Here is a 291-nt window from a genome sequence, read left to right on the forward strand (position 1 = left end):
TTAAGCATGGAGGGGTCAACAAGCGAGGTGACCGTTAAGCCGAAATCTTGGGCAACACGGATAAGCAGATCCTCTAGGGTTTCATCATAGACCGCGTCCATTGTGATTTTTGAATCAATCATGTTCGCACTCAACGAGCGACCAGACAGACTCATGAAGAATTCACTGCTTGCGGTATTGGTGCTGACGGTATCAATAACACCAATGAAGATGCGTTTGTCATCGAGTTTGAATTCAATAGGTAAGGGTTTCGTGATTGTCATTGGTATAATGCGGCAGGTAAAGGTATGC

1 pseudogene is annotated in these 291 nt (G+C 45.0%); it reads right to left on the minus strand.

Annotated elements, in window-relative coordinates:
- Positions 1–291 (minus strand): annotated as a pseudogene (locus tag PVK71_RS20425) (phage tail protein); the annotation flags it as partial.

This window comes from Aliivibrio sp. S4MY1 (assembly GCF_028765545.1).
Classification (GTDB): Bacteria; Pseudomonadota; Gammaproteobacteria; order Enterobacterales; family Vibrionaceae; genus Aliivibrio.